At 60.1% G+C, this 21688-nt stretch carries 19 protein-coding genes; 6 read left to right on the top strand and 13 right to left on the bottom strand.

The window, feature by feature from the left end; genetic code table 11:
* Window positions 1–1167: an efflux RND transporter periplasmic adaptor subunit gene (locus V6S97_RS17665; RefSeq protein WP_080864992.1), complete on the bottom strand. Its 1167-nt coding sequence runs from the start codon at window positions 1165–1167 to the stop codon at window positions 1–3.
* Window positions 1168–1330: 163 nt separating this feature from the next.
* On the opposite strand from V6S97_RS17665, the gene V6S97_RS17670 reads away from it, so the two are divergent.
* From V6S97_RS17670 to V6S97_RS17685, 4 genes are all read left to right on the top strand, one after another.
* Window positions 1331–2020, top strand: coding sequence for a response regulator (locus V6S97_RS17670; protein WP_003508238.1), 690 nt, complete (start codon window positions 1331–1333; stop codon window positions 2018–2020).
* Window positions 2017–3081: an ATP-binding protein gene (locus V6S97_RS17675; protein ID WP_080864991.1), complete on the top strand. Its 1065-nt coding sequence runs from the start codon at window positions 2017–2019 to the stop codon at window positions 3079–3081. The genes V6S97_RS17670 and V6S97_RS17675 overlap by 4 nt, the downstream gene beginning before the upstream one ends.
* Before the next feature lie 164 nt (window positions 3082–3245).
* A complete protein-coding gene (locus tag V6S97_RS17680) occupies window positions 3246–4784 on the top strand; it encodes an MFS transporter (RefSeq protein WP_080864990.1) in 1539 nt (512 codons plus the stop codon).
* Window positions 4785–4850: 66 nt separating this feature from the next.
* Window positions 4851–5423, top strand: a complete 573-nt coding sequence (locus V6S97_RS17685; RefSeq protein WP_080864989.1) for a cytochrome b — start codon at window positions 4851–4853, stop codon at window positions 5421–5423.
* A gap of 81 nt (window positions 5424–5504) precedes the next feature.
* Here the strand turns inward: V6S97_RS17685 and V6S97_RS17690 are convergent, their stop codons facing one another.
* From V6S97_RS17690 to ampC, 3 genes are all read right to left on the bottom strand, one after another.
* Window positions 5505–6827 (bottom strand): solute carrier family 23 protein, encoded by a 1323-nt coding sequence (locus V6S97_RS17690; RefSeq protein ID WP_035213212.1) that lies wholly within the window; start codon window positions 6825–6827, stop codon window positions 5505–5507.
* Window positions 6828–7173: 346 nt separating this feature from the next.
* Window positions 7174–8337, bottom strand: coding sequence for an MFS transporter (locus tag V6S97_RS17695; RefSeq protein WP_111785144.1), 1164 nt, complete (start codon window positions 8335–8337; stop codon window positions 7174–7176).
* Between the two features lie 133 nt (window positions 8338–8470).
* Window positions 8471–9628, bottom strand: coding sequence for a class C beta-lactamase (ampC, locus tag V6S97_RS17700; RefSeq protein ID WP_334427557.1), 1158 nt, complete (start codon window positions 9626–9628; stop codon window positions 8471–8473).
* A gap of 133 nt (window positions 9629–9761) precedes the next feature.
* Between ampC and V6S97_RS17705 the strand changes: the two genes are divergently transcribed.
* Window positions 9762–10643 carry a LysR substrate-binding domain-containing protein gene (locus V6S97_RS17705; protein WP_080864986.1) on the top strand — a complete coding sequence of 294 codons (882 nt, stop codon included), beginning with the start codon at window positions 9762–9764 and terminating at the stop codon, window positions 10641–10643.
* A gap of 3 nt (window positions 10644–10646) precedes the next feature.
* Here V6S97_RS17705 and chrA read toward each other — a convergent pair whose 3' ends face one another.
* The 5 genes from chrA to V6S97_RS17730 all read right to left on the bottom strand — a co-directional run bounded on the left by chrA (window position 10647) and on the right by V6S97_RS17730 (window position 16246).
* Window positions 10647–11876 (bottom strand): chromate efflux transporter, encoded by a 1230-nt coding sequence (gene chrA / locus V6S97_RS17710; protein WP_112278175.1) that lies wholly within the window; start codon window positions 11874–11876, stop codon window positions 10647–10649.
* 165 nt (window positions 11877–12041) lie between these two features.
* Window positions 12042–12524: a hypothetical protein gene (locus V6S97_RS17715; protein ID WP_080864984.1), complete on the bottom strand. Its 483-nt coding sequence runs from the start codon at window positions 12522–12524 to the stop codon at window positions 12042–12044.
* Window positions 12525–12664: 140 nt separating this feature from the next.
* A complete protein-coding gene (locus V6S97_RS17720) occupies window positions 12665–13207 on the bottom strand; it encodes a hypothetical protein (RefSeq protein WP_060723484.1) in 543 nt (180 codons plus the stop codon).
* A 217-nt stretch (window positions 13208–13424) separates the two neighbouring features.
* Window positions 13425–15293 carry a hypothetical protein gene (locus V6S97_RS17725; RefSeq protein WP_060723485.1) on the bottom strand — a complete coding sequence of 623 codons (1869 nt, stop codon included), beginning with the start codon at window positions 15291–15293 and terminating at the stop codon, window positions 13425–13427.
* A 50-nt stretch (window positions 15294–15343) separates the two neighbouring features.
* Window positions 15344–16246: a hypothetical protein gene (locus V6S97_RS17730; RefSeq protein ID WP_334427556.1), complete on the bottom strand. Its 903-nt coding sequence runs from the start codon at window positions 16244–16246 to the stop codon at window positions 15344–15346.
* A 573-nt stretch (window positions 16247–16819) separates the two neighbouring features.
* On the opposite strand from V6S97_RS17730, the gene V6S97_RS17740 reads away from it, so the two are divergent.
* Window positions 16820–17713 (top strand): hypothetical protein, encoded by an 894-nt coding sequence (locus tag V6S97_RS17740; protein WP_139786288.1) that lies wholly within the window; start codon window positions 16820–16822, stop codon window positions 17711–17713.
* Here the strand turns inward: V6S97_RS17740 and V6S97_RS17745 are convergent.
* The 4 genes from V6S97_RS17745 to V6S97_RS17760 form a co-directional block, all read right to left on the bottom strand.
* Window positions 17605–18408 (bottom strand): aspartate/glutamate racemase family protein, encoded by an 804-nt coding sequence (locus tag V6S97_RS17745; RefSeq protein ID WP_026372406.1) that lies wholly within the window; start codon window positions 18406–18408, stop codon window positions 17605–17607. The two genes, V6S97_RS17740 and V6S97_RS17745, sit on opposite strands and share 109 nt — an antisense overlap.
* 11 nt (window positions 18409–18419) lie before the next feature.
* Window positions 18420–19238 carry an ABC transporter permease gene (locus V6S97_RS17750; protein ID WP_026372407.1) on the bottom strand — a complete coding sequence of 273 codons (819 nt, stop codon included), beginning with the start codon at window positions 19236–19238 and terminating at the stop codon, window positions 18420–18422.
* Window positions 19239–19242: 4 nt separating this feature from the next.
* The gene (locus tag V6S97_RS17755; RefSeq protein WP_020812849.1) at window positions 19243–20154 is read right to left on the bottom strand and encodes an ABC transporter permease; all 912 of its coding nucleotides are present in this window, start codon (window positions 20152–20154) and stop codon (window positions 19243–19245) included.
* Window positions 20155–20391: 237 nt separating this feature from the next.
* Window positions 20392–21681: an ABC transporter substrate-binding protein gene (locus tag V6S97_RS17760; RefSeq protein WP_111785151.1), complete on the bottom strand. Its 1290-nt coding sequence runs from the start codon at window positions 21679–21681 to the stop codon at window positions 20392–20394.
* Between the last annotated feature and the right edge of the window lie 7 nt (window positions 21682–21688).

Raw genomic sequence — 21688 nt, 5'->3', positions numbered from 1 at the left:
TTAGGTTCGGGTCTCTGGGGCGGCAGGGGAAAAGGGCGACCTTTCAAGCGGCTGTCCACCCTGGACGCGATCCTGCCCCAGAACGACGATGGTTTCTCCGGCGGCAAGGCCTCCCGTGACGATGTATCGACCGTCGGCCAGCGGCCCCAGTTCCACCGCGCGGCGCGCACCGGTCTTGTCTGCGCCGACAACAACGATCTGCGGCCGTCCGGCCGGATCGCGGATGATTGCTTCCTGCGGCACGCGGATCGCAGCGCCGTATATGGCGCGCGGAACCATCGCCCGGATATACATGCCCGGAAGCAGCTGTTCCTCCGGGTTTGGAACGAGGATGCGAATGCCGAGGCTGCCCGTGGCGCTGTCGACGGAGATGTCGGAGAACAGGACCTTTCCATCGTGGCCGAACGGCTTGCCGGCGATGGTGATGATCTTCACCGGAAGCTCGTCCGGATTTTCGGTCCCTGCCCCGGAAGCCGTGTCACGCAGGGCCTCCAGGCTCATCGCGGACTGGCGAACATCCACATAGACCAGATCGATCTGCTGAATGACCGCCAATGGTGCAGTTGCCGAGGATGAGGCAAGTCCGCCTTCGCTCATGAAGGACTGGCCAATGACCCCACTGATCGGGCTGCGCAGCGTCGCATAGGAAAGCTCCAGCTTTCGCCGGGCGAGAATGGCGCCCGCTTCCGCGACATTCGCCTTCGCCTGCGCAAGGGCGGCGGTGGCGTTATTGAAGGATTCCGCACTGGTGATCTCGCGCGAAGACAGCGATCTGGCGCGCTCGTATTTAACCTGTGCGTTCAGAAGTTCCGCCTCCGCCCGCGCCAGCACGGCGGTTGCAGCGTCTACATCGGCTGAAAAAGGTGCGGGATCGATCTGGAAAAGCGGTGTGCCGGCTTCCACGAAGGCACCTTCCGTGAAGAGCTTCTTCTGGATGATGCCACTCACCTGCGCCCGGATCTCCGCCGTGCGGTAGGCCGACACCCTGCCGGGCAGTTCGTCGTAGACCGTCACGGGTTCCGGCTGAACGGTCATGACGCTGACGCGTGCGGGCGGCGGCGTTTCGGCGGCACCGCCGTCACCCGTTCCGTTATCACTGCAGGCACAGAGAAGAAAGATCGGCAGGCACAGCGCGCCAAGTTTCCAGAAGTATGATCCGCGTCGCATGAGTATCCACCATCCATTTTAAACAACGAGCTCGATGGCGGCTATCTAGGCTCTGTGCATTTGCGCTTTGTGGAGGTTTTGTTGCGGCTTTGTGGAGGCCGGCACCCAATACTCGACGGCGTGGCCGTTCGGTGGCATGGATGTATCAAGGAGTTTGAAGACGATGGCAGAACTAGTTTTGATCGCTGAAGACGACATGAAGATCGCCGGCATTCTCGAAGCCTATTTTACCCGCGAAGGTTTCCGCACCGTGCATGCCCGTGACGGCAAGGTGGCGCTGGAACTTCATCGCGCCCTGAAACCAGATATCGTGCTGGCGGATGTCTCCATGCCGCGGCTGGATGGCTGGGAGGTTCTGGCGGAGATACAAAGGCGCGGCCATACGCCCGTCATCATGGTCACAGCACTGGACAAGGATGTCGATCGTCTTCAGGGGCTGCGCATCGGGGCGGATGACTACATCGTCAAGCCGTTCAATCCCATCGAAGTTGTCGCACGGGCAAAGGCGGTGCTGCGGCGCGCGGGGCTCAGGCAGGCGGGCGCCGTCGTTCGGGTCGGCAACCTGACCATCGATCTCGACAGCTACGAGGCAAAGATCGAAAAAGACGATGCCACCATTCGCCTGTCGCTGACATTGACCGAATTCAGGCTGCTGGCGCATCTTGCGCGCACGCCGACCAAGGCCTTTACACGCGGCGAGCTGGTCGATGCCTGCCTGCCCGGTTCGGATGCGCTGGACCGCACGATAGACAGCCACTTGAGCAAACTGCGCAAGAAACTCGAGCAGGCCGGTGGCGAAGGCATGCTGGCCAGCATTCGAGGTGTCGGTTATCGTCTGGCGGTCGAGCCATGATGCTGAAAAAAGGCCTCAGCCGCCAAATATTGCTGGCCATGTCATCAATGACGGTAATTGCCGGTCTGGTGGTCTTTTTCGGCACTTACATCGCCTTCAGCATCATCTTCTATTTTTATCCCTGGTCTGAAAGCGAGGACAACTGGCTGACGGGCGTTGATTTCATCATCCTCTCCGTCCTGATCTTCATCGCCCTCATCGTTGCCGCCATCGCCTCCGTCCGCTTGACCCGGCGCATTCTGCAGCCGCTCGAATCCCTCGCCCACAGCGCGAGACGCATCAAGGACGGCGATCTTTCGGCGCGCGCCTTGCCGGGTGATCATTCTTTGGGAGAGACAGCCCATCTCGTCGAGGACTTCAACGCCATGGCCCAGCGTCTGGAGGATATGGCAGCGGATATGAAGCTCTGGAATGCAACCATTGCCCACGAGTTGCGCACGCCGCTCACTATCCTCAAAGGTCAACTGCGCGGCATGATCGACGGTGTGTTCGAACCGGATGAGACGTCACTTCAGGGTCTCGTGCTGCAGGTGGATTCCCTTGCCCGGCTTGTCGAGGATCTGCGCACCGTCACACTTGCCGATAGCGGCTATCTAGAGCTGCGTATCGAACCCGTGCGGCTGAAGGAAGAAATAGAGCAGCTTGCCGCCGTGCTGGAACAGGAATTGAGGCAGGAAGGTTTCGAGCTTCGGCTTCACCTCTCCGATATGGTGGTGCGGGCCGATACCATGCGCATTCGACAGGCCCTCCTTGCGCTCATCACCAATGCGCGCCGTTACGCCCTGGGCGGCGCGATCGACATAAGCCTTGGCGTTGAAAACCGTGTAACGGTCTTGCGGGTCACGGACGAAGGGCCCGGGCTTGACGGTGATATCGCTCCTTGCGCCTTCGAACCGTTTCGAAGGGGTAGCCAGACCGGCTTGACGGAAGAGAGCGGCAACGGGCTCGGCCTTTCCGTCGTTCGCGCAATCGTGGAGGCTCACGGCGGCAAGATACGTTATGCGCCATCTGAAAAAGGCGGCGCCATGTTCGAAATTTCACTCGGTCAGCCGGTGTCCTGACCGCAACCAGCGCCCGCTGCCGGCTGCCGCCCATCTCCACATATTCTCCACACTTCCTCCATGAAACCACAAAGCGCAGCCGGTAGCGTTCAGGCTGCGGAAGTAGTCGCCGCCGCAACAGCGGCGTCTCACTGCCGCGATCTGGCATTTTGATGGTGAAAACAATGACGGTGTCTTTCGACCCGAACCACGTCCCCCCGCCCTCGCCGCTTCATGCGCACCGGTGGATCATTCTCATTGCGGTCATGCTGGCATTTCTGCCTGTCGTTCTCGACATGACGATCCTGCATATCGCCGTGCCGTCGCTGACGCTTGCGCTGCAGGCATCGACCACACAGGTCCTGTGGATCATCGATATCTATTCGCTGCTCATGGCCGGTTTGCTGGTGCCGATGGGCACCCTCGCCGACAGAATCGGCCACAGGAAAATGCTGCTGACGGGCCTGTTCGTTTTTGGCCTCGCCTCCGTCGTGGCGGCGTTTTCGCTCACGCCGTCGATGTTGATCGCCGGACGCATCCTGCTTGCATTTGGCGCGTCGATGATCATGCCCTGCGTGCTTGGCATCATCAGGCGCACATTCGAAGATCCGGGCGAGCGCGCCATGGCGCTCGGCCTTTGGGGAACGGTCGGCGCAGCGGGTGCGGCGGTCGGCCCGCTGGTGGGCGGCGCCCTTCTCGAGCATTTCTGGTGGGGATCGGTCTTCCTCATCAATGTTCCCGTGGTGCTTGTGATCATGCCGATCATCGCCTTCATCCTCCCGGAAAAGGAAATCCTCTCTCCGGGCAAATGGCAGATAAGCCAGGCCCTGCTTTTGATCGTGGGGATCATCGGACTGGTCTTTGCCGCCAAAACCGGTTTCAGCGGTAAAGAGCCGCTCGCAATCGTCGGACTGGCCCTTCTGATCGGCGCGACTGCCCTTGCAATCTTCGTTCGTAACCAGCTCTCCGTCGCAGAGCCGATGCTTGACGTGACGCTCTTTTCCCGCCCGGCCATCGTCACGGGTGTCGGCATGGCCGTCGTCACCGCCGGAGCGCTTGCGGGCGTCGAGCTTACGCTTGCGCAGGAGCTGCAGTTCGTTCTCGGCAAGTCGCCGCTGCAGGCCGGCCTCTTCATGCTGCCCATCATGGTCGCGGCGGCCGTTGGCGGCCCGGTTGCCGGCTTCCTGTCGAACCGTCTCGGCCTTCGGGCGGTTGCGAGCGCCTCGCTTCTTGTTGCCGCCGCCTGCCTTGTGACGCTGGCGCAGTCCGATTTCCATGATCCTGGCCTCGCCGTGCCGGCATGCCTGACGTTGCTCGGCCTATCCCTCAGCATCGGCCTGACCGCCTCGTCGATTGCCATCATGGGCGCAGTTGAGGCTGAAAAGGCGGGCGCTGCCGGCTCCCTGGAGGCAACGGGTTACGAACTCGGCGCGGGCCTCGGCATCACTTTCTTTGGCGTGGCGCTATCGGCGATCTACATGGGGGCGCTGGTGCTGCCGGCCGGCATTCCGCCACAACTGGCCGACGCGGCAAGCCACTCGATCGGCGATACCTACGTGTTGGCTGGAAAATTGCCGCAAGACCTCGCGGCAGCGCTGGTAACCGCCGGCAAGAGCGCCTTTTCACAGGCGCATGCGGTTCTGCTGACCGCAGCGGGAACCTTGATCGGACTGCTTTCGGCAGCGGTCTTCTTTGCCCTGAAAAATGTGAAGGCGGGCCACTGAGCCCGTCTTTTCATCATTCGCCAAAATCAATCGGGCCGAATGGACCTCGATCACGGAGATATTGCGATGTCACACATCATCAATGAGAGCCGAGCCGTAAAATATCCCCTGCCGATACGCTGTCTGCATTGGGTAAGGGCGGCGCTCATCATCGGGCTTATCGCATCCGGCTGGTACATGACGCGATTGCCGGAAAGCGACATGGCCACCGCCTCGATCTTTTATCCCAACCATAAACAGTTCGGTGTTCTGGTCTGGCTGCTTGCCCTCGTTCATCTGGCGCTTCGCTGGCGCTACAGGCAGATCATGCCTTCAGCGCCAGCGGCTCTGGCGCCATGGGAGAGAATTCTCTCCCATGCGGTACACAAGCTCCTGATCCTGTTGACTTTCCTTGTGCCGCTGCTCGGATATTCGCTGTCCAGCAGTTTTTCTGAGAGCGACGGGGTACCGTTTTTCGTAATTTCACATCTGCCGGAGCTGCTTCCCAAAAACGACAGCGCCTTCGTGATTTTCCAAACGCTGCATCGATACGGCGCTTACGCAATTCTGATCCTGATCGGCCTTCATGTGCTGGGTGCTCTCAAACACAGGCTCATGGACAGGCGCGGCCCGACCGATGTGCTTCCGCGCATGTTGTGACGGGGCTTGACCGATAAATTCCGGCAGCATCGGAAAACCGATGCTGCCTCTTTAGATGGTGGATGTTCAGGCGGCAGGCAATCACTTGCCCGACGCCGGCCTGCCAAGGCCCAGCAGGTGGTAAAAGGCAATCGCCCCGATTGTTGCCGTGCCGATACCATCAAGCGTGAAGCCGGCGACATTAAGCTTGAAGTTGCCCGCGCCCAATACCAGCGCGATACCCACGGTGATGAGGTTGCGCGGTTCGGAAAAATCGACCTTGTTTTCAACCCAGATACGCCCGGCGGTCGCCGCGATGAGGCCGAAGACCACGACGGAAAGGCCGCCGATGACCGGCCCCGGTATAGTCTGAATGAGCGCACCGAATTTCGGCGAGAAGCCGAGAATGATGGCGACCAGTGCAGCCACGATGAAGACGAGCGTCGAGAAAATGCGGGTTATCGCCATGACGCCCATGTTTTCGGCATAGGTCGTCATGCCGGTTCCGCCGAAGGCGCCTGAAAACATCGTCGCAATGCCGTCGCCGATAAAGGCGCGGCCGAGATAACGATCAAGGTTCTGCCCGGTCATCGCGCCTATCGCCTTGATATGTCCGAGATTTTCTGCCACCAGAATGACGACGACCGGCGCGATCAGGGCAATCGCGGATCCTGAAAACACCGGTGCGGTGAATGTCGGCAATCCGAACCACGGTGCAGCCGCCACGCCCGAGAAGTCGACAGACTTGCCAAAGCCGAAGCCGTTGGCGAGCACGAGATAAGCGAGATAGGCAATCGCGCCGCCGAGAAGAATGGGCAAACGGCGCGCCATGCCGGGGGCATAGACAGCAATCGCACCGACCGATGTGACAGTCAGGATCGCAATCCAGCGCGACAGCTGGTCGCCATCGGGATTGCCGGGGCCGGAGCCGGAAGCGCTTGCGATCGCAATGGGGGCGAGAACGAGACCGATTGCTGCAACGATCGCGCCGGTCAGAACCGGCGGCATCAACTTTTCGATCCAGTTATGGCCAGCGATCATGACGATGACGCCGATCAGCGCATAGAGCACACCGGCGGCGATGATGCCGCCGAGTGCCAGCGCGATATCAGGACTTGCCGCACCCGCGGCTGCACCCGTTGCCACAAGCACGGGCCCGATGAAGGCAAAGGAGGAGCCGAGATAGCTCGGCACACGACCGCCGACGGCAATGAAGAAAATGAGCGTCGAGATACCCGAAAACAGGATCGAGACATTCGGATCGAACCCCATGATCAGCGGCGCAAGAACCGTGGAACCGAACATCGCCACGACATGCTGAAGACCGAGCACCGCTGTCTGTCCCGCAGGCAGCCGCTCATCGGGCAGGATGCGCCCTTCGGTTTTCAATCGCCAGCGCGGAAAATAACCACCGGTATCGCTCATGTCGTCCCCCCAGGAAACAGCCGGCACGCGCTTCCCGGGCTTTCCCGTTTCAGTTCGTAGCCGCGCAGAGATTTGCTTTTATGATTTGCGCGTGTAACCGAGATCGAATCGGCAGCCGGCGCATCTTTTCTCCGTTAGCGCGATTAGATGTCGCTGTCATCGGGAATGGATTGTTTCCACCGGGATGCATTTTTGAGGCAGATTGGCGGCGAAGTGTAATCGTGAAGGTTGAAGCCGCACCACCTTGCCTGCCCTGGCTTTCCTCGTGCCGTAGCATCCCGTCGTTTTGACCCGAGGTCTCCTTTTGGGGACCGCGACGCGACATTCGCGACACCGTCCCAAATGATTATTCAGCCGGGGCTGGCTTCGCCCTCATACCGTTCAACCGCAGCAGGACCGCCAATGCCGCTGTGCTCATGATACCGAGCACGGCAAACACCGCGTGTGGGCCGATACTGCCCATCAACGCCGCCAGCACCGGCGGAGCCAGGGCGTTGATCAGGTTCATCGGCAGGGCGATGGTGGCCATTGCAGCCGCGTAATCAGACTTTTCGAAAAACACCAGCGGCATGGTCGCCCGCGCGACGGCAAAGGCGCCACTGCCGATACCGAACAACACAAGATAACCGCCCACAGACAGAAATCCCGCCCCTCCGAGCCAGATTGCGGTGAGGCCCATGGGGATCATCACCCCCGATATGACCGCCGTGGACAGCCCATCCCATTTTTGTCCACCCGCGAGATCAATGACGCGCCCTCCAACCTTGAAAACACCGAGCAGGGAGGCGACCGCAACGGCGCCGGCAAGCTCCATTCCCATCGCCTGCAAAAGCTGTATGCCAAGAGCATCGATGCCGAAGGTGACAAAGCTGTTCAAGGCGATGGCGGTGACCAGAAAGATAAAAACCCGCCCTCTTCTCTCGCTGCCCGGTCTCGCCGTGGGCTGAGCCGCTCCATCGGTGACCGGCAGGCCAAAAAACACCAGCGGGCAGACAACCATGAGCATGATACCGGCGTAAATGGAGACAGCGCCGCGCCATCCCAGCCCGTGATCGAGGAACGTGGTGATCGGCCAGAAGATACTGCCGGCCAGTCCGGTCACCAGCATCAGCGTTCCAATCAGGCTGCGCGCCCTGTCCGCTGCATATTCGGCAATATAGGCATAAGCAGACGTTGTGAGGAACATCGCGCCGGCAAGTCCCGTCAACGCCCAGCTCATCCAGAACATGGTGAGGTTCACAGACAGGGCGAGCAGGAACAGGCCCAATCCCATGATGCCGGCACCGGTCGCCATGACACGCCGCGTACCGAACCGCCGGAACGCGCGACCCACCCAAGGCGCGGCAAGCCCCATTGCCGCGAACATGACAGAGGTTCCCACAAAAACCGATGGCAGGGAGGTCGCAAATTCTGCCGCGACCGGGCCGGCCAGGACGGGCAGGATGCCAACCGCACCCCAGCCGGTTATCTGGGTAAGAGCAATGAGAAGGAGGACGTAACGAGAGTGCATCGTCCACCCTTAGAACCGAAGCGTGATGGCCTGATGACGGCGCGGGCACCACCCGCCTCCGGGGTGACCGGTGCGAATGGCGCGAGGGTAACGAGTTCCCGCGCCGCAATGAGGAGCACCGAAATGCCGCTTCCTATTCCGCCTTTTCAAGCGCCGTCAGGATCTCATAGGCCGTGGAGACACGTTCCTCGTTGGGATAGTTTTTATTGGCCAGAATGACGATGCCCAATTTCTGGCTGGGGATGAACGCCACATAGGCGCCGAAACCATTGGTGGAGCCGGTCTTGTTGATGAAGACATCCTGACGCGGCTTCATGGGCGGCGAGATTTCGGAGACCGGAACGGTCTTGAGCAAGGCGCCGGAGTTCAGCTCTCGCAGCGTCTTCAGCGGCGTTGGATGGGCATATTGCTCCCAGACCATATCCTGCGTCATGGCGTCGACGCTGAAATATCCCGTATGGGTGTTGGTGAGCGCCTGCTGGATTTTTCCATCCAGCTTTTCCAGACCCATATTGGCGTTGACGAAGCGGATCATGTCCTGCGCTGTCGATCTGACGCCGTAGGCCTCGGATGAAAGAATGGCGGGCGTCATGCGGGCCGGTTCGCCGGTTCGCTTATAACCTTGTGCGTAGTCGACCATCTTTGCCTTGGGCACTACGGTGAAGGTGTTCTTCAGACCGAGCGCGGGGAACAACGTGTCCTGCATGACGACATCAAAGCTCTGGCCCATGGCTTTTGCGGTAATGTATCCCAGCATTCCGATGCTGGGATTGGCGTAGGTTCGGTGCGTTCCAGGCTTGTAGGAGGGTTTCCAGGCCTTCAGATAGGCCAGCAACTGCTGTTCCGTCTTGATGTTGTCGGGCACCTGAATCGGAAAGCCGCCGGCGGTGTGGGTGCCGAGATGCATCAGCCCGACATTGCCGAAAGGCTTGCCCTTCATGGAGGGAAGATAATCTTCAACCTTGCCGGAAAGCGAGAGCTGGCCGTTTATCTCGGCATAGGTGCTGAGCGTGACGGTGAATGTCTTGGAGATGGAGCCGAGTTCGAACAGCGTCTGCGGGGTCACGGGCTCATTCGTGCTTTCGGACATGACGCCATAGGTGAAGATGTGGCTCTGACCATCAACGCTGATACCAACGGCAAGACCGGGGATGCCGTTCTTCTCCATGACCGGCTTGATCGCGGCATCCGCTATCGCTTTCAGCCTCGTTTCATCGGCGGCAAAGGCCTGCGTGAACAGGCTCGTCGAGAGCAACGCAGCCAGTGCGATATGTCTGCGATTAAGTTTCATCTTTCGCATTCTCCAAAACCTTGAGTGGATTTTCGGCTTGTTCGCCATCCCCAGCGAAAAACGTTTAACCGCCCTACATTGCACGAACAAATCATGATATCTCGGAAGAGACACAAGAAAATCTAGGTCTTGAATGGTTCGGCAATTTCTTCCCCTGAACGGCTTGCGGGCCTTTGAAGCATCCGCCCGGCACCTGAGCTTCACCCGCGCGGCCATCGAACTGTGCGTGACGCAGGCGGCCGTGAGCCAGCAGGTGAAGGGGCTGGAAAAGCGGCTGGGGGTTGCGCTGTTTCAGCGGCTTCCACGCGGGCTGAAAATTACCGCCGAAGGTGAGGCCCTGCTGCCGACGGTGACCAGCTCCTTCGACCAGATGGCGACGACGCTCGACCGGATCGAGGCCGGACAGGTGCGCGAGCTGCTGTTTCTGGGTGTCGTGGGAACCTTTGCCGTGGGCTGGCTGCTGCCACGGCTGCAGGCGTTTCAAAAGCAGCATCCCTTCATCGATGTGCGGGTTTCCACCAATAACAACCGCGTCGATATGGCGGCGGAAGGGCTGGATTTCGCCATCCGTTTCGGCCAGGGCTCCTGGCACGGCACGGATGCCTTTCGACTATTCGAGGCGCCTCTTTCCCCACTCTGCACCCCGAAACTGGCGGAGACGCTGAAAACGCCCGCCGATCTGATGGAAGCGACGCTGCTGCGCAGCTACAGGGCCGATGAATGGAGCAACTGGTTTGCGGCCGCCGGCGTAACGCCTGCAGCACAGGTGAATGCAGGCATTGTTTTCGACACGTCTCTGGGCATGATGGAAGCCGCCCTGCAGGGGCTCGGCGTGGCGCTGGCGCCGCCATCGATGTTTTCGCGGCATCTCGCCTCCGGTGCAATCATCCAGCCTTTTCCGGTTACCATTTCGCTCGGAAGCTATTGGCTGACCCGGCTGCAATCGAAACCGCCCACACCCGCCATGCAGGCCTTCTCCGACTGGATGTTCGAGACCATGGGCACCGCAGTATGACGACTATATCAAGGCAAGTAGAACGCCGCCGACCGCGCAGAGGACCACCACGGCCCATGGCGGCGTTTTCCAGATCGTCAACAGGATGAAGCCTGTCAGCGCCAGGGCGAAATCCTTCGGGGTGAAGATGGCGCTTGTCCAGACCGGATCATAAAGCGCTGCGCCGAGAATGCCGACGACGGCGGCATTTGCGCCACGCATGGCAGCCTGCGCCAGAAGGTGCTTGCGGAACCCTTCCCAGAAGGGCAGCGCGCCGACGAGCAGCAGCATGCCGGGAAGGAAGATCGCAACAAGGGCGATCGCCGCGCCCGCAACACCGTTGGGCTGCGGCCCCACCACCGCACCGAGATAGGCGGCGAAGGTGAAGAGCGGGCCGGGCACGGCCTGGGTTGCGCCATAACCCGCGATAAAGGCATCTTCCGTAACCCAGCCTGTGGCGACGACTTCGGATTGCAGCAGCGGGAGCACCACATGGCCGCCGCCGAAGACGAGCGCGCCTGCGCGATAAAAGGCGTCGAACAAGGAGAGGCCCTGTGAAGCTGCCGCCGCCGCAAGCAGCGGCAGGAGGGCGAGAAGCAGGGCGAAGGCGGCAAGCGCTACGTATCCGACGCTTTTGGGCACCCGGAAGGCGAGATGGGTGGCCTGCCCCGCGGCATCCGAACGACAGAAGACAAGCCCGGCAACGGCGCCAATGGCAAGCGCCAGAACCTGCCCGAAGGCGCCGGCGACAAACACCACGCAGACGATGCCGGCCAGCGCGATGCTGGCGCGTTCACGATCCGGCGCGAGGCTTTTCGCCATGCCCCAGACCGCCTGCGCGACGACGGCGACGGCGACGATTTTCAGCCCATGCAGGAGGCCGGTGCCGACCGGCCCATCGATGGAGGCGGCGACCATGGCGAAGAGAAGGAGGAGAATGGCGGATGGCAATGTGAATGCCGTCCAGGCCGCGAGCGCACCGACCGGGCCTGCGCGCAGCAGCCCGAGCGCAAACCCCACCTGGCTGGAGGCCGGGCCGGGCAGAAACTGGCACAGCGCCACAAGATCGGCGTAACCGGCCTCATCGATCCATTTGCGCCGCACGACCAGCTCATCGCGAAAATAACCGAGATGGGCGATGGGGCCGCCGAAAGAGGTGACGCCGAGCTTCAGGAAGGCCGCAAAAACCTCGCCGGGCGTGCCGTGTCTCTGGCTGCGCACTTCGGTCTCTATGGTTCGTGTTGACGATTTCACGAAAGAACTCCCTGCGTGCAACGGCTATTCGTCAACACATATCGGCCTCAAGACGGTTTCGGTATCAGACACCATTATGACAGGGATATGAAGGGGCTGGCGGCAGGGACGCCGGAAAGTTGCGAGAACTTTCCGGCGTCGTTTGGCGATTATCCGACGAAGGGCCTATCGCTCGGTCGGCAATAAATCGGTGAAGTGCGAAATCCAGCCATTTTCATCCGTGCCGCCGGAAAAACCTGTTGCCTCCCAGATGATGTGATGCCTGTTGCTGCCGTTGTGAATGGTCACCGCGGCGGCGATGGGGGTCGGCGACCGCCACGAAAAGTTGCGGTTCGGACCGGGCTCGATATGGCTGAGGGATTCAAGCTGGACATCATCGAGGAACAGCACCGTGCTCATCTGGGTCTCATAGAGGTTTTCCCATCGCGCCTGCGCCAGCGCATTTGCCGCTGCAACGAGAAGATTGCTCTCGCCGACGGGATCGGCGAGGGCCGCCAGACGCCATGCCGCGAAGATATTGGTGATATCCCCCGTGCTGAGCCCGAGGCTCGACAGGAATTCGATGGTCTGCGCATTGCCGAAAGCATCATAGCCCGCTTCACCAAAGGGCCGGATATGCTTGACCACGAAATTGCTGAGAATTGGCATGTTTGTCTCCTTTTTTTGGACATGAGCCACCTGTTTCCGGACGTTGACGTGCGGGATCGCATGGTGGGATTCTGTGTTGATTGGGTGCCGGGATATCTCCGGCAATCGATGGGAATGTGGTCAGTGTTCGGCTTGCCGGCCTAACCGAAGGTGATGGCGACGCGGGCCGGCATGCCCAAAAATTCCTGCAGGCCGAGGCGCGTTCTGGCCCCGCCCCGCCCGGCCGGCCATGGGTCGAGAATATGCAGTTCGAGATCCTTGCCGTTCACAGTGTAGCCGTAGACGAGGTAATAATGGTATTCGGTTCCGATCACGAAGACGCGGTTGTTATCGATCTCGCTCCTGACGATATCGGCCGTCAGACCGTTGACGAAATGGCCGCCGGTCGTGGTGTGATCGAAGGCGTTCCACTGGCTGGACACCAGCTTGACGATATTGCTGTTCGGATTTGCCCCACCCAGTTCAAGGATGCCGGCGGATTGATCCAGAACTTGCGCCAGCTCCCAGCGTTCCTGAACCTGCGGATCGACGGTCGCGAGCGCTGCGGTATTGCGTCTCGCAATGTCGTATTGCGTGGCCGCAGGAAGCCCGCGATAGGCCCGCACCATCTGCTCGACGGCGGCAAAGCACCAGGCGGCGGTGTCCTGAGGCACCAAAACGGGAGGGTTATTGACTGTCGGCATGGTCTTCTCCTTTCTGAAAATGACGCGGCATGGGGCGCTTCGATGGCGGCCCGGTGCCCGTCGTTGATTTGGTGAATGTCGAAGTTCCGGCGGCCGTCCTGCCGGCATATGCGCCGGCAGGACATGCCCATGATCCATGCCAAGGGGGACGATTCCGGCTGAGACCATGGATGCGCTTCCTGCCGGGCCGGAAAGGGAACGGCAGGGTCTCAGGGGATCAGGCGGTCTTGCTCAGATCCTGACGATAGGCCTGCAGCGACGCGATTTTTGCGTCCGCAGCGGCCTCGCGTTCGGCGACGATGGCCGAGAGCTTCTCCGCGACACCTGCCAGATAGGCCGGCAGATTGGCACTGTCGATATATCCGCCCTGCAACTTGTTCAGCTTCGACCATCCTTCGGCAAAGCTGCGGTTGAAGCGGTCGGAGACGATCACCACCGCGTGCCACTGGGCGGTTTGCCTGACGAAGAACTCGTCGACAGAACGGATGAGCTGCGCGAAGCGGTTCTTTCGCAGCGTCTCCTGCCCGGCGACATTTTCAATGCCGGTGATCTGATGCTGGGCATCATCTGCAACCGCTTGCATGAAATCGGCGAAGCCCTTGAAGAAGAAGGCTATTTCTTCAACGATTTCCTTCATGCGTTTCAGCGCCGAAATGCTGACATTGAGCGATTGCACCGCAAGCTTGATCTTGTCATCCTCTGCCTGCTTTCCCTTCAGGAGGGCGTTGATCCTGATGAGCTCGGCCGCCTGGGTACGGCGCTCCTTCTCATAGGCCTCCGCCTTGTCGATCATCTGCATCTGGATTTCGCGCAGGCTGGCCGCCTGCTGCTGCTGCTCTTCGGAAAGCTTGCCCAGCCCCTTGTCCAAAGCATCGAGCGAGGCCTGCAGGCTGGAAATAACCGTTTGCTGAGCGGCGATCTTTTCTTCCTGCGCCTTGAGTTCCGCGGCGCGTGCAGCCAGACGTTTATCGAGTTCGGCAAGCTCGATGGCCTTGCTCGATTTGGGGTCGGCGCTTTCCGCGTCGTCCGCAAGCTTTGCCTTGGCGTCCTCGAGCGACTTGACATCTCCCTTCAGAGCGTCGCGTTTTTCCTCGCTCTTGCGAAGCTCGGCTTTCTTTTCGGAAAGCTCGCTCTGCTTGGCGGCCGCATCGGCCTTGCTTCCGCCGCCTGACGGGGTGCGGGAGCCGCCGCCCTGCCCCTGCCCGTCCGTATCCTGTCCGGCCTTGGATTGTCCTGAAAGCGCGCCGCCAACCGACGAGGCCAGCATGGAGGCGGGACCGCCTGCCACCATGGCAATGGCGGGAATCGCGCTTGAAATCATCTGCGCGCCGACCCGGACGATCGACATGACAAAAGCACGCTGCTCGGCCGTATTGGCCCGCTGCTCATATTCCCGAGCCTTCTTTTCGAATGCCGCAACCTGTTCCTTGAGATCGTTGACAAGCGATTCAAGCTGTTCCCGTCGTGCGTCCGCCTCCCGGATTTCCCGTTCCATCACCGCTTTATCAGCGAGGCGTTTGCTCAAGGCTGTTTCGCTCATATCCGTGGTTTGGGCCGTGTCCCTGATGATGGCGTCATAGGTCGCAGCAAGGGCAAGAAGCTCGTCTCGAACGCTGAGCGCCCTGTCCCGGATGCCCGTTGCGAGCTTTATCAGATCGTTGGAGACGAATGCCTTTATTTCGGCCTGATCGTTTTCTTCCCTGACATCGAGCCAGTCCGGGAAAAGATCGGCGATGGACAGGCCGATGCGGGTGGCCGCCTCCATCGCGTTCTTCATGACTATTTCGCTTTTCTGCTGCGACGTGATCAGCCTGTTCATGATAGCGCTGATGCGGACGCGAATATCGCCGTTTTCCTGCGGTGTTGTGTTGTAGGCGATGTAAAGCAGATCAATCGCATTGTCGGTGTCGCGCTTGGCGCGCTCGACATCATAGGTTCCCTGGATCTTATCGACATAGGACCGGACAAGCGCCGTATCCGACTTGGGAAGGCTGAAATTCGGTTGCGAAACGATCGCATCGACGCCGGCGTCGATTGCGCTGTTGATCTGGGCGGTCCGGCTTTCGAAAGTCACGACATTGTTCATTTTCATGCTCCTGTTGATGGGTGGTTACGGAGAGTCATGGGATTGATCGTTCACGATCCGCACTGCTTCTTCGCGTCGTCCGGCAGTCCGGCCTCGGTGGAGGAAATGAACTGCGGCACGTCTTTGGTCAGGCTGTCGATCTCGGTGGAGAGCCGCGTAACCTGACGTATCTTCGCGTCGTCAGGATTGACCTCGCTCGCTTCCTTCAGAGCGCTGGTGAAGTTGCCGACCTGAATGTTGAAGTCCTGAACCTTGACGTTGATGGTGGAGATCGTCGCTTTGAGCCTGGTGATCTGCTCCTCCAGAGTTTTCACCGCTTTCTCGTTCTCCGCGTGGCTCTGCTGTGCCGCCGCAAGCTGGCGGCGATTGTTTTCGAGCTGGTTGCGAACGCCTTCAAGAGCCGCCCGGGCATTGTCCAGCCGTGGCTGCGCGGTGCGGTATTCCCTCTCCGCATCATTCATCCAGCCCAGCGCCTTGACCGCCGCGTCACCCGCCTGGCAAATTCCCGGCAGGAAGAAGAGTACGCCGCTGCATATTTTTACTCGCTTGGCCTGCTCGTCCATTTCCTTCCGGGCTTTTTCGAAGGTGGCCTGACGCGCCCTGACGTTCTCGCTCTCGGACTGAACCAGCTCCTCATAGCCCTTCACGCTGGTTTCGGACTGCACCACCTGCCGCTCCAGCTCGATCTGCAGGTACATGGCCTGCCCCAGCGCCTTCTCGCGGTCGGCGCTGAGCTGCTGTTGCGCCGCCAGATGTTCCATCAGGCACACGGATCGGCGGCCGAGCAGTTCGCGGCTCGCTTCCGCCTGTTCCAGTTTTGACTGGAAAGCCGCCGTCTGCTCGGCGGTGAGGGTTGCCGCGTTCGCAAGGGCCGGCTGGCCCACGGACGGGATATCGAATTGCATCGCGATGGCCGCAAGGCCAACAAAAACAACATTTTTAAGTTGAATCATTTCAACCTCCTCTGAAGAATCGGGGATGAATAAAAGGCATGACGGGCTCTACGCGCCGCCCGGCATCGCTGCCGACCGCGCCCGAGACATGGCAGTAACATTCGGGTGTCATGTGGTTTCGGATGCATCTTTCGCGATGTCGTCAATGCCTAAAAAGCAACCATCAAAGATTGTATTCATGGCAAATGGACGAAAGATTTCGCATCCATGGCTTCATTAAATTATGCAATAAAAACAGTAGATAACTTTATTGTCAGCGTCACCCTCGCAAACCGTCTCAAAAGGGAACACATTTTAACGCGCCCCTTAACATTCAATTTATGAGAGTATTTTTTAATACCGCGCAACAGAGCCTCGGGGGAGTGCAACAAAATGCACGCATCTTCCGGAGCGGAACCTTTCGGCTGTTACGTCTGCCCCAAGCAGCCGTCGTCAGCGAGCAGAACTCACGTTTTCGAATTCGCCATAAAGTAGCGAAGAGCAAAAAACCACGGGAGAAAGGTATCCGGAAAAGCAGGCGCTCCAGCTTCAAAGACCCACCCCAAAAGGGACTTCGTCCGGCCTCAGCCGGACGTGCTTCGAGAGAGGCTGGACTTACTTGCGAACCGCATCCTGAACGATGCCGCCTTTGATGATGCTGTCACCTATCTTTGCACCCACATATCGGCCGTCTTCAAACAGGAGCAGCGCCTCGTCCGCGCGTTTGGAGACTTCGGCGCTTTCGCCACCGTCATGTGCGCCGTCGGCCTCGGATCTGTTCATGGCGGGCAATTTACGCTGGCGGCGGTTCAGGCAGTTGTCGTTCCACCTGGCTGGGCATCCAGCCGCAGGACACGCGCATTGATCGACTGGCTGGAACTGGAAAATACCGCGCAGCGGCACCCGCCAAGCGGGGATAACCGCGAGCGGCCATGGCGCCTGAGCGGCTGGCTCATTACGGCAATCGAGACGCTCGCCACGGCCTATCTCACCGCGGCTTCGCCATGGGAAATCTCCCCGGCAATGGAGGCATCAGGCGAAAAGGCTGTCGGAACAGACGCCGTTATCGACGGTGTGAGCTGGTCACTGCGGCACGCGCAGGATTTGTCTTTTGTTTCGGAGGAGATGCGGATGTTCCTTGGGCATGCGCCCGGTTTCCCCATCCTGTTGGACTTACTGTCGGCCGCGAAAACAGAGGCGTGCGATGCGACGGGTTGCGTGTTCTCCCGCAAGGCGGCCGCCCGTGCGTACGGGATCAGCCGCGCTCACGTTACGGCCATGCTTGCCAGGGCCGAGCGGTTCAACATGCTGATGAGAAACGGATCAAGAATAGTTCTGAGCGATCCGGCATTGCAGAACGTCCAGCGCGATCTGGCCTATCAGCTCGCCTTCGTCGTTTTATGGACGGAGGCGGCGAAAACGTCTCCGCCGTCTGCCGATGGCCCGGAGAGCCTGTCCGGCCGAAATGCCTCCAGCAATCCGCGATAGGGCTTGGTGAGCGGCGTGGCATAAGCGCCGCGCTTGGCGGTTGATAACCCCATCGACACCAGCGATTCCGCCTGTTTGACGGCCGCCGCGACGCCATCGACAACCGGTACACCGAATTCATCGCGCAGTTCGGCGGCAAGGTCGGCCATGCCGGCGCAACCGAGCACGATCGCCTCCGCCCTGTCCTCTTTCAGCGCCAGCGAGATTTCCTCCCGCAGCCTTTCGCGGGCGTTCGAGCCGGGATCTTCCAGCGACAGGACAGGAATATCGGCAGCGCGCACGTTGCAGCGGGCGGACATGCCGTAACGGTGGACGAGATGTTCCAGAGGCAGCCGTGAGCGTTCCATCGTTGTGACGATGGTGAATTTCTGCGCGATGAAGGCGGTGGCGGAGACCGCCGCCTCGCAGATGCCGATAACGGGAATATCGGCGAGCGCGCGGGCCGCATCGAGCCCGGTATCGTCGAAACAGGCGATGACCGCCGCGTCGGCTCCCAGCGCCGGGGCCTTTGCAAGCTCCAGCAGGAGGCCGGGCACGGCGAAAACCTCGTCGTAATAACCTTCGATGGAGACGGGGCCCATGGACGAGGTGACGGCCAGTATTTCCGTATCGCGGCCGGCTATCCGCCTCGCGGCGTCGGCAATGGTCGCGGTCATGGATTGCGTGGTATTGGGATTGATGACGAGAATGCGCATTTTACGTTTCTTTATCCGCGTGAATGGCGGCGATTGAGCGTAACGATCAGGCCAAGCGTGGCCGCAATCACCAGGAAGGAAAACAGGGTTGTAACAGCACCGAGCGCATAAAGCACCGGCGTCGTGACATTGGTGGTCATGCCGTAGATTTCCAGCGGCAGCGTGTTGTAGGTGCCTGATGTCATCAATGTACGGGCGAATTCGTCATAAGAAAGCGTGAAGCCGAACAGGCCGACGCCGATCAGGCTCGGCGCGATCATCGGCAGCACCACATGGGCGAAGGTCTGCCAGGAAGACGCGCCGAGATCGCGGGCGGCTTCTTCATAGGACGGCGAAAAGCGGTTGAAGACGGCGAGCATGATGAGTACGCCGAAGGGCAGCGTCCAGGTGAGATGCGCCCCGAAAGCTGATGTATACCATGAGGGTTCCAGTCCAAGCTGCTGGAAAAGAACACCAATTCCGAGCGAAATGATGATCGATGGCACGACGAGGCTTGCGACCGACAGGTAGAATAGCGGCGTCGCGCCGATGAACCTGCGCCGGAAGGCAAGGCCCGCCAGCAGCGACACGAGCACCGTGACGGCCATGACCATCAGCCCGAGGCCGAAGGAGCGGCGGAAGGAGCCGCCGAAATCGCCGACCGCCTGCTGTTCGAAGAGATTGCCGAACCAGTGCAGCGAAACGCCGTTCAATGGGAAAGTCAGGCCGCCATTCGGCCCCTGAAAGGCGAGGATGAGGATGGCCGACAACGGGCCGTAAAGAAACAGCACGAAGAGGGCGAAAAAGAAGGCGAGGATATAGAATTCGCGGCCGCGTTTTTCCTGATGCATGGGACTATAGCTCCTTGCGGATATCGACGATGCGCAGGATGCCCGCGACCATCAGAAGAACGAGGATGAGCAGGATGACGGCATTGGCGGCGGCGGCAGGATATTGCAGCAGCGACATCTGGTTCTTCATCATCAGCGCCACCGACGCGCTCTGGCCGCCGGACATGACCTGAACCGTGGAGAAATCGGCCATGACCAGTGTGACGACAAAGATGCTGCCGATGGCCATGCCGGGCTTGGCAAGGGGAATGATGACGTTGCTGAGCGTCTGCCAGCCCGTCGCACCGGCATCACGCGCCGCTTCGATCAGCGATTTGTCGATGCGCATCAGCGTGTTGAAGATCGGCGTGACCATGAACAGCGTATAGAGATGCACCATGGCCAGCACCACGGCGAAGTCCGAATAAAGCAGCCATTCGATCGGCTCGGGAATGACGCCGGTGCCGACCAGCGCACTGTTGACGAGACCGTTTCGTCCCAGAACCGGGATCCAGGAAATCATGCGAATGATGTTCGACGTCAGGAAGGGCACGGTGCAGACGAGAAACAGCACCATCTGCATCGTGGTGGTGCGGATATGGAAAGCGAGGAAATAGGCCACCCAGAAACCGCAGAACAGCGTGATGGCCCAGACCACGGCGGCATATTTCAGGGTGTTGAGATAGGTCTGCCAGGTGACCCACGAGCCGAGCGTTTCCAGATAATTGAAGGTCACGAAGTCGGGATACATCTGGGCAAAATCGTAATCCCAGAAACTGACGACGGCGATCATGAGGATCGGCAAAGCCAAGAAAAAGCCGAGGATCAGCAGAAGCGGGGCGGCCTGCACATAGGACACAAGCTTTTGCGGCAGCGCGAAGCTACGGGGCGGCCTGTCCTTTTTGTCGCTGACGCCGATGAGCCTGACCGTCACCATCATGAAGCCTTTCCCTGAATTTGCGGAAGCACCGGCGGCAATGCCGCCAGCCAGCACGTGACAAGCCCTCCACACTCTCGACGTCATCCTCGGGCTTGACCCGAGGATCCAACCACGTCTGAGGTGGTGGATCGTTAGATCCTCGGGTCAAGCCCGAGGATGACGGACGAGAGGTTTGTGCGCCTGCCGATTTCAGGACCGGCGACGATAAGCCGCCGCCAGTTCCGTCTGCATACATCAGGCCGCGATGAATTCGTTCCAGCGGCGGACCATGTAGCGGTCTTCGTCCATGACGGAGTTCCAGCACGCAACCTTGCCCATGCGCTCCTCGAAAGAGCCGCCATCGCGCACCGCGCCGGCCTTTTCCATGACCTTGCCGTCGGGCGCGATGATGTCGCCCTGCGCTGGCTTGCCTTCGACCCAGTAACCCCACTCGTCGGCGGACATGTGCTCCTTAGCCGTTTCCATGGCGGCGGAATAATAGCCCTGGCGGTTGAGGTAAGCGCCGACCCAGCCCGAGGTGTACCAGTTGATATATTCATAGGCCGCATCGAGTTTCGCGCCGGATAGATGCTTGGCGAGGCCGAGGCCGCCACCCCAGGAGCGATAACCCTCCTTCAGCGGCTGGTATTTGCAGGCGATGCCCTTGGAGCGGACCGCAGCAACCGCAGGCGACCACATGGACTGGATGATGACTTCGCCTGATGACATGAGGTTGACGCTTTCATCGAAGCTCTTCCAGAAGGCGCGGAACTGGCCGTCCTTCTTCGCCTTGATGAGGAAGTCGATGGTCTTGTCGATCTCCTCCTTGGTCATGTTGCCCTTGTCGGCATATTTGATGTTGCCCATGGCTTCCATGATCATGGCCGCATCCATGATGCCGATGGAGGGGATGTTGAGGATCGAGGCCTTGCCCTTGAACTTGGGGTCCATGATATCGGCCCAGCTGGTGATATCGCGGCCGACGAGATCGGGGCGGATGCCGAGCGTATCGGCATTGTAGATGGTCGGGACCATGGTGAAATAATCGGTCTCACCCTTGGCGAACTTCTTGTCGCCGGGCTTTTCGACGAAACCAACCGTGTGCGGGGCCGTGCCCTGCGCCACGACGCTGTCCGGCTTCAGCTTGCCGTTTTTGAACAGCGGCACGATCTTGTCGTAATATTTGAGCTTCTTGATTTCCATCGGCTGGATGACGCCGGCGGGATAGACCTTCTTCAGGATCCAGTATTCGATATCGGCGATATCGTAGGAGTTCGGCTGGGTGACGGCGCGCTGGGCGGCCGCATCCGAATCCGTCGCCGTCATCTCGAGCGTGATGCCGAGATCGGCCTTGCACTTTTCGGCAATGGCGTTGAGGTTCGACACACCCGTGCCGAACTGGCGGATGGTGATGGGGTTCTGCGCCCAGATGGTCGGGAAGCCGGTGATGAGGCCGGAGCCGATCGCGGCGCCCGTGGCGGCAGCGCCCGCCTTCAGGAGGCCGCGGCGGGACAGGCCCATTTTGCTGTTGGTAGTATCTGTCATTTCAAAG

This window comes from Agrobacterium sp. CCNWLW155 (assembly GCF_036888815.1).
In the GTDB taxonomy this organism is placed as follows: domain Bacteria; phylum Pseudomonadota; class Alphaproteobacteria; order Rhizobiales; family Rhizobiaceae; genus Agrobacterium; species Agrobacterium radiobacter.
The sequence above is the reverse complement of the archived record's forward strand: the minus strand, read 5'-3'. Positions and strand labels throughout refer to the sequence as shown.